This window comes from Arcicella aquatica (genome assembly GCF_034928825.1).
Classification (GTDB): domain Bacteria; phylum Bacteroidota; class Bacteroidia; order Cytophagales; family Spirosomataceae; genus Arcicella; species Arcicella aquatica.
Genome location: NZ_JAYFUL010000020.1, coordinates 100,476 through 108,001, shown reverse-complemented (window position 1 = coordinate 108,001; position 7,526 = coordinate 100,476). Strand labels below are relative to the sequence as shown.

2 protein-coding genes are annotated in these 7,526 nt (G+C 34.8%); both read left to right on the top strand.

The genetic code is table 11. The features are described 5' to 3' along the window. Positions 1-166: 166 nt before the first annotated feature. A complete protein-coding gene (locus tag VB264_RS13455; protein WP_323250132.1) occupies positions 167-5,119 on the top strand; it encodes a translocation/assembly module TamB domain-containing protein in 4,953 nt (1,650 codons plus the stop codon). Positions 5,120-5,142: 23 nt separating this feature from the next. After that, a complete protein-coding gene (gene tamL, locus VB264_RS13450) occupies positions 5,143-7,518 on the top strand; it encodes a translocation and assembly module lipoprotein TamL (protein WP_323250130.1) in 2,376 nt (791 codons plus the stop codon). Positions 7,519-7,526 lie beyond the last annotated feature (8 nt).

The window sequence follows — 7,526 nt, the reverse complement described above, 5'->3', positions numbered from 1 at the left end:
TAGAAACATCAATCAAGGATTTTTGAAAATCTGGGAAGAGCTTTTGAATATATTTACTCGGTGGATTCAAATACAACTATCTCATTATCAATATTTAATAAAAAACATCGGGTAGAGTAAATAATTACCTATTTGCATTAGCTTTAAACCATATGAAATAATAGTAATGAAACAATTTTTAAAAATAGCGGGCATTATTTTACTAAGTTTAGTACTTGTTCTGATAAGTCTATTCTTATATTTCAGAACACCTGCCGGTGAACTATTTTTAACTGAAAAAGTAGTTTATTACCTACAAAAAAAACTCAAAAAACCATTTACTATCAAAAGAATTAGCTACAGTCTTCCCGACTGGATTGCCCTTGAGGGAGTTTACCTGCCTGATGATAAAAATGATACTTTAATTTATGGCAATAAAATACATGTAGATATTGATATGCTTGCCTTATTAAGCAATAAAGTAAGTATTAATAAACTTGAATTAGAAAATATTAACATCAACATAAAACGTACCCTTCCTGATACAGCCTTCAATTTCAACTATATTTTAAAAGCATTTGCAAGCACAGACAATAGTGTTACTGTAGATACTACAGCCACTAAAAGTACCCCTTTCGATTATTACTTAACCAATATTTTGCTGAATAAAGTAAGAGTATCCTATTTGGATGATGTTACAGGAGTAGATGCTAAGGTTAGATTAGATAATGTTGAGACATCCTTCAAAGACATAAATCCTACTAATTCTCAATATCATTTAGATAAATTAGCCTTAAATGGTGGAAACTTATCGCTACGATTATATCAGGCTTTACCTAAAAAGTCACCACCAGAACCGACTTCAGCTTCTGATACCCTCGATTTAGCTTTTGGGGAATTTGATGCCAGAAACTTTCAATGGAATATCGTTGAAGAAAGTGCAGGCTTAGTCAATACTGTAAAATTGGGTGCCTTGAATGTGAAGGGGGATAAAGTATATTTAGCAGGCGAGCAAGTTCATTTAAAATCTGTAAATCTATATAATACAGATGCTAAAGTGAGTTTCCTGAAAAAAGCTAAAAAAGCCAAAACTCCTGTAAAGGCTGACTCTACAGCACCTAGTAATTGGAAAGTATTGGTAGATAAAATTATCTTCGATAACAATAATATTGAATATCAAGACCAAAATCAAGTAGCTTTAAAGAAAGGACTTGACCCCAATAATTTAAAAATCAATAACTTGAAAATGAACGCAGAGCGTTTCTATTTCTCACCTGATAATATTTCTGGGTGGTTATATTCAAGTTCATTCAAAGAAAAATCTGGCTTTGAACTCCAACGATTCCAGACAGATTTTGCTTATACTAATCGTCAGGCATTTTTGAAAAAACTCTATATCAAAACGCCTAATACCATTATCAGAGACGAGCTATCGCTGAGTTATGCTTCTTTTGACCAGCTAAGTAAAAATATAGGGGCTTCAAAAATTAAATTGAGCCTTAAAAATAGCCAAGTTGCTTTTCAAGATATTCTATTATTAATGCCTGAATTTGCCAAAATGCCTCCTTTTAAAGGTAATGAAAAAGCTTTAGTGAAAGTGGATGGATTGGCTACAGGATATGTCAATAATTTAAACATTAGTAAGTTTTCATTGACAGGCTTTGGTCAGGGCAGAGCCAACGTGCAGGGAACTATCACTGGTTTACCAGATGTAAACAAAGTTGCTTTAAAATTAAATATCAAAGAGGTTTCGCTTACTAAGAGTGATATACTAAAATTAGCACCTGCTAATACCATTCCTAATAGCATTGAATTGCCTAATAAGGTAAATTTGATAGGGACTATTAATGGCAAAATCCAGAATCTGGCAATTAATGCCAAAGTAATAACAGATATGGGAGCGGCTGCCTTTAATGGTAAATTAGTTAATATTACAGCCGATAAAAATCAGCAATACGAAGGTACGATGAGCTTGACTGCTTTTGAAGTAGGTAAGTTTATCAAACAAACAGAAAACGTAGGTAAACTAACGTTGAATGCGAAAGTAAAAGGCAGGGGGTTAGACCTAAAAACAATGAATACGGCTATTGAAGGTAGTATTCAAGAGGCTGAAATAAAAGGATATAATTATAAAAACTTAGTTTTCGAGAGTACTATCGCACAGCAAATTGCTCAGTTAAAAGCCCACATAACAGACCCAAATATTACGCTAAGAATAGATTCAAAGGTTGATTTATCGAAAGAATTTCCGGGTATTCAAGGAAACATAGCGATTTCAGAATTGAACTTAAAACCGCTTGGTTTTTATGCTGATAATATCGGTATTCATGGGAATATAGATGTTGATATGCCATCGACTGACCCGAATAATCCAAGTGGAAAAATTACAATTAATGAAGCGACGCTTTTCCAAGATGGTAAGCCAATCAAAATAGAAAATACGATTCTAACCGCCCAGAATACCCCAACAGGAAAAAGATTTGATATTCAAGCACCTTTTTTAAAGGCTACCGTAAAAGGAGATTTCAATTATTTACAGTTATCTGATATTTTCCTTACGAATATCAATCGCTATTTCACGATTCCTGATATTGCTTATAAGCCTATTACTGAGCCTTATAACGTATCTATTGAGGCAAAAGTGGTAAAACATCCTCTTTTCAAGGCATTTGTACCTGGTTTGACTAGACTAGATACTGTTCGCTTATCGGCAATGCTTAATAACAAGGCTGATACGGTAATGAAGATAAGCTTAGTTTCACCTAATCTGGAATATGATACCATTAAAGTGTCAAATTTTAGAGCAAACGTATATGCTAACGTACAAACGTTGACCTATCAAGCTGGATTATCTGGGGTAGAAATGAGTGCTTTTAGGCTCAGAAAAACTTTTTTGAATGGAACTGTCGCTAACAATACAGCAACGTTTAAAGCTATTTTCAAAGATTCTATCGACCAGAATAGAAATGAAGTGGCTGGATTGGTTCAAAATGCCGATAATCAATACAAAATTCGCTTAGTAAAAGGTGGTTTAAAATTAAATTACAAAGATTGGGCTGTTGATTCTACTGGTTTTATACAGTATGGCAAAGCGGGATTATTGATTAATAATTTTCAAATAGAACAAGAGAAACAACGCTTACTAGTGACTAGTACCACTAGCGAACCGAATGGACCAATCAATGTGACGGCTGAAAACTTTAGGATTGAGAATTTTGTCACACTTTTTGTACCCGATTCTACTATGGCAAGTGGGAAAATTGATGGAAAAATCCTCTTGAGCAATTATATGGTTTCTCCATCATTTACGGGTGATGTAAAAGTGACGGATTTCTTTTTCCAGAAGACTTCTATCGGTAATTTAGACATCAATGTATTCAATGAAACGGCTGAAAAAATAACGGCAAAAGCTACCTTAGTTAATGCCAATAACGACTTACAAATAACAGGAAATTACTTCCTCAACAATGAAAATCCTTTTGATTTGAGGTTAGAAATCAGAAAGCTAGGTGCTGAAACAGTACAGGCCTTTAGTTTTGGTCAGTTAAAACAAGCAAAGGGATGGTTGCAAGGGCAAGCTACGATAAAAGGCTCGACGACTAATCCACAGATAGTAGGTGACTTAGGCTTTAATAATGTCGGTTTTAATGTTTCGCAACTTGGCAGTAGGTTTTTGGTAGATAAACAGCAATTATTTTTTGAAGGGACTACTATTCGCCTTAAGCAGTTTACGATGAGCGATACCTTGAATCAGCCTTTGAAAATTGATGGTACAGTATCGTTAGCGGATATTCCTAATGTAAAATACGATTTGACGGTTGATACCAAAAACTTTATGGTATTAAACTCTAATAGAAAAGATAATGACTTTTTCTATGGAACAGGCTTTGTAGATGCCCATTTGGCAATACAAGGAATCTCGTCGGCAGCTAAAATTGAAGGAGATATTAAAGTCAGAGAAAAAAGTAATATTTCTGTGATAGTACCAACCAGTTTAGATGAGCAAAGTGAAAGCGAAGGTGTGGTTATTTTTGTAGACCATAATAACGAAGCACTCGCTAAAGAAGATACTGCACAATTGTCAGTAGTAAATGATTTTTTCTCTGAGATGTCACTCAATATAGAAGCCGATGATAAATCTGAATTCACGATTGTAGTAGATGAGCTGAATGGAGATAATTTAAAAGTTAAAGGTAATGCACGGTTGAATGTTGGTATAGGGCCAGATGGACAACCCTTTATTTTAGGTTCTTACGACCTTACTGAGGGAAGCTATGGGTTGACATTCGAGGTACTTAAACGTCAGTTTACCATCCAAAAAGGTAGTAGCATTATTTGGTCTGGCGACCCTATGAATGCGGATGTAAACATTACTGCGATATATACCACTGAAACAGCACCGCTCGACTTGATGTCGAATGAGACTGAAGATGTTGCCCGTTTCAGACAAAAAGTTCAATTTGATGTATTACTAACGATGGCTGGACGTTTGACGAAGCCTGATATTACTTTCAAGATTCGTCCTTCTGAAACACAGAAATTAGTGAGTTCTACTGTTATCAGCGATATTCAAGCTCGCTTGAATAAATTGGATGCCAATGAAGTAAACAAGCAAGTATTTGCTTTATTGATTCTGAATAGATTTTTCTCTGAAAAATCATCCGACTTTTTCTCAAGTAGTGGTGGTGGTAGTGGTACAGAAGCTTTAGCACGCCAAAGTGTAAGTAAGCTACTGTCAGACCAACTAGATCAGCTAGCTTCTGACCTTATCAAAGGGGTTGATTTAGACGTAAATTTATCGTCAACCCAAGATTTTTATGGCGGAAAGTCAAGTGCTAGAACAGATTTAAGTCTTGGACTTTCTAAAGCATTTTTCAACGATAAGATTCAGATTAAAGTTGGGCGAAATTTTGAATTAGAAAATCAAACTAATATCAGTAGGGGGTCTTCGGAAGTATTTGATAACCTTCTAGTCAACTATAAATTGACAAACGATGGACGTTACCTCTTTAAGGCTTTTCGTAAAAATCAATTTCAGTCTGTTTTAGATGGCTTTGTAGTTGAAACAGGTATTGGTTTTACAATAACGATAGAATATGGCACTTTTAATGAAATTTTTAATAAGTCCAAAAGTAAATAGCTTATCTCTATAAGGAAATCAACATGAACAACAAAACATTTATATATTCCTCAAAGCCTTGGAAAATATCATCCTTTACAGGGATGTTGTTTTTCACAATTATATGCTTAATATTATTCCTTTCAAGCTGTTCGGTTACTAGAAAAATACCTGCTGGCGAAAGCCTGTATGTGGGAGCAAAAATTAAGATTCAGAAGGATTCTGTTATTAATAAGAAAGAAGCTAAAACGGTTCAAACACAGCTTGAAGCATTTGTTAAGCCTAAGCCAAATGCCACAATTTTGGGTTTCCCATACAAGGTTTGGCTTTACTATTTATTTGGTGAACCCAAAAGTGAAAAAGGATTTAAGAGTTTCTTTAGGAAAAAATTTGGCGAACCTCCAGTGTTGGCAAGCAAAAGTGTAATAGGGGCTAATGCTAAACAAATAGGATTATTATTAAATAATCAAGGGTACTTTAGGTCGTCAGCATTTGGGGCATTAACTGAAAAAGACAGAAAAGCTACAGCCGAATATACTGTTAGTTTACATGAAAGATACATCGTTGATACTGTTGTTTTTTCAGTAAAAGATAGCAGTGTTTTCAGCAAGGCTTTTGTCGCTACCAAAGCAAGATCAATGATTAAAACAGGAATGCCTTACCAGTTTGATGTGATAACGGCTGAACGCGAACGCATTGATAGAGTATTGAAAAGACGAGGATTTTATTATTTCAGACCAGACTTTATCATTATCAAAGCAGACTCTTCGTTTGCCACTCATAAAGTAAATCTAACTTTTGAGATAAAGCCTTCTACCTCACAAGTAGCCAGAAAACTTTATTCGATTAGAGAAGTACACGTATTATCAGATTATGGTGAATCTACGACAGCTGATACCTTAAAAAACCAAGAAACAAACTTTGATGGTATAAAAGTATTTGATAGAACAGCATCATTCAAACCAAAAATATTTGCTGATGCGATTGGTTTTCGTCGTGGAGTAAAATATAGTAGTAATGTTCAAGACGTATCATTATCGAGATTAATTAACTTGAATGGAAACTTTAAATTTGTAAAAAACACATTTGAATTAGTCCCCCGGTCTGACTCAGCACTTTTAGACGTGTTTTATTACTTAACGCCTATAAAGGCAAAATCTGTAGTGGTTGATTTGAATGGAACTACTAAATCCAACAACTATACGGGTTCTAATATAAGTATATCTTGGGTGAATAAAAATGCGTTTAAAGGGGCGGAATTATTGAAAGTTACTGCCAATGCAGGGATTGAATTTCAAGTAGGAGGAGCAAGTAGTACACTTGGTGCGTTGAATACTACTAGATTTTCGATAGAAAGTAATTTGACCTTACCAAGGTTTACAATTCCCTTCGTTACTATCAACCCAACTAAAAATCAGTCTTTACCCAAAACAAGTATTAATGTCGGTTATGAACAACTAAAAAGAGGAGGATTGTATGACCTTACGTCGCTCAGAACATCGCTTACTTATGCATGGAAACAAAGTACAGCGATAGAACATGCTTTTACCCCTATTTTGGTCAATTTAGTAAAAGCTTTTAATTTCAGTGAAGACTTTGCTTTGGAGTATTTTAGAAATCCAATTTTGTACGAAGAGATTCTTGATAATAAAATCATTATAAGTACTGCTTATACGTTTTCGTATATGCCTCAAAATAAAGCTAATAGTACCCACAACTTTTCATTTACAGGGGGCGTAGAAGTGGCAGGTAATTTAGCAAGTTTATTATCTAAACTAACATCAGGAGACGGTTCATCAACAACGCTGTTTGGAGTAACCTATCCACAATATGCAAAATTTGATGCTGATTTTAGATATAGTTATCGTATCAACCAGTCACTTCGTATAGCCAATCGTTTCTTAGTAGGCTATGGTTTACCTTACGGCAATTCATACTTTTTACCAACTGTAAAACAATATGTAGCAGGTGGGAATAACAGTATTCGTGCTTTTCCAGCAAGAACTATCGGGCCAGGGAGTTATTTAAGAACAGGGTCGCTATTAGAACAAACTATTGGTGGGCAGTCTGGTGATATAAAATTAGAATTTAACACAGAGCTTAGAGCAAAATTTAACCAATACATCCACGGAGCTATTTTTATTGATGCAGGAAATGTCTGGATGCAGAATGATGCGGATATTTATGGCGCTGATGCCGTATTTGGTAAAGATTTTTATAAACAAGTAGCGATAGGTACGGGGATAGGTTTACGATTAGACTTTAACTATTTAGTACTTCGTTTCGATTTAGCAACACCAGTACGTAAACCATATTTGCCAGAAAATGAGCGTTGGGTCTTGAAAGATTTTAATTTAGGTAGCTCTGATTGGAGAAAAGAGAATTTAGTATTAAATATTGCCATTGGTTATCCATTCTAACCAATGGC

What these genes read in the sequence shown, in the direction of transcription:
- VB264_RS13455 (WP_323250132.1), top strand. Translation starts at nt 167, where the DNA reads ATGAAACAATTTTTAAAAATAGCGGGCATTATTTTACTAAGTTTAGTA.
- tamL (WP_323250130.1), top strand. Translation starts at nt 5,143, where the DNA reads ATGAACAACAAAACATTTATATATTCCTCAAAGCCTTGGAAAATATCA.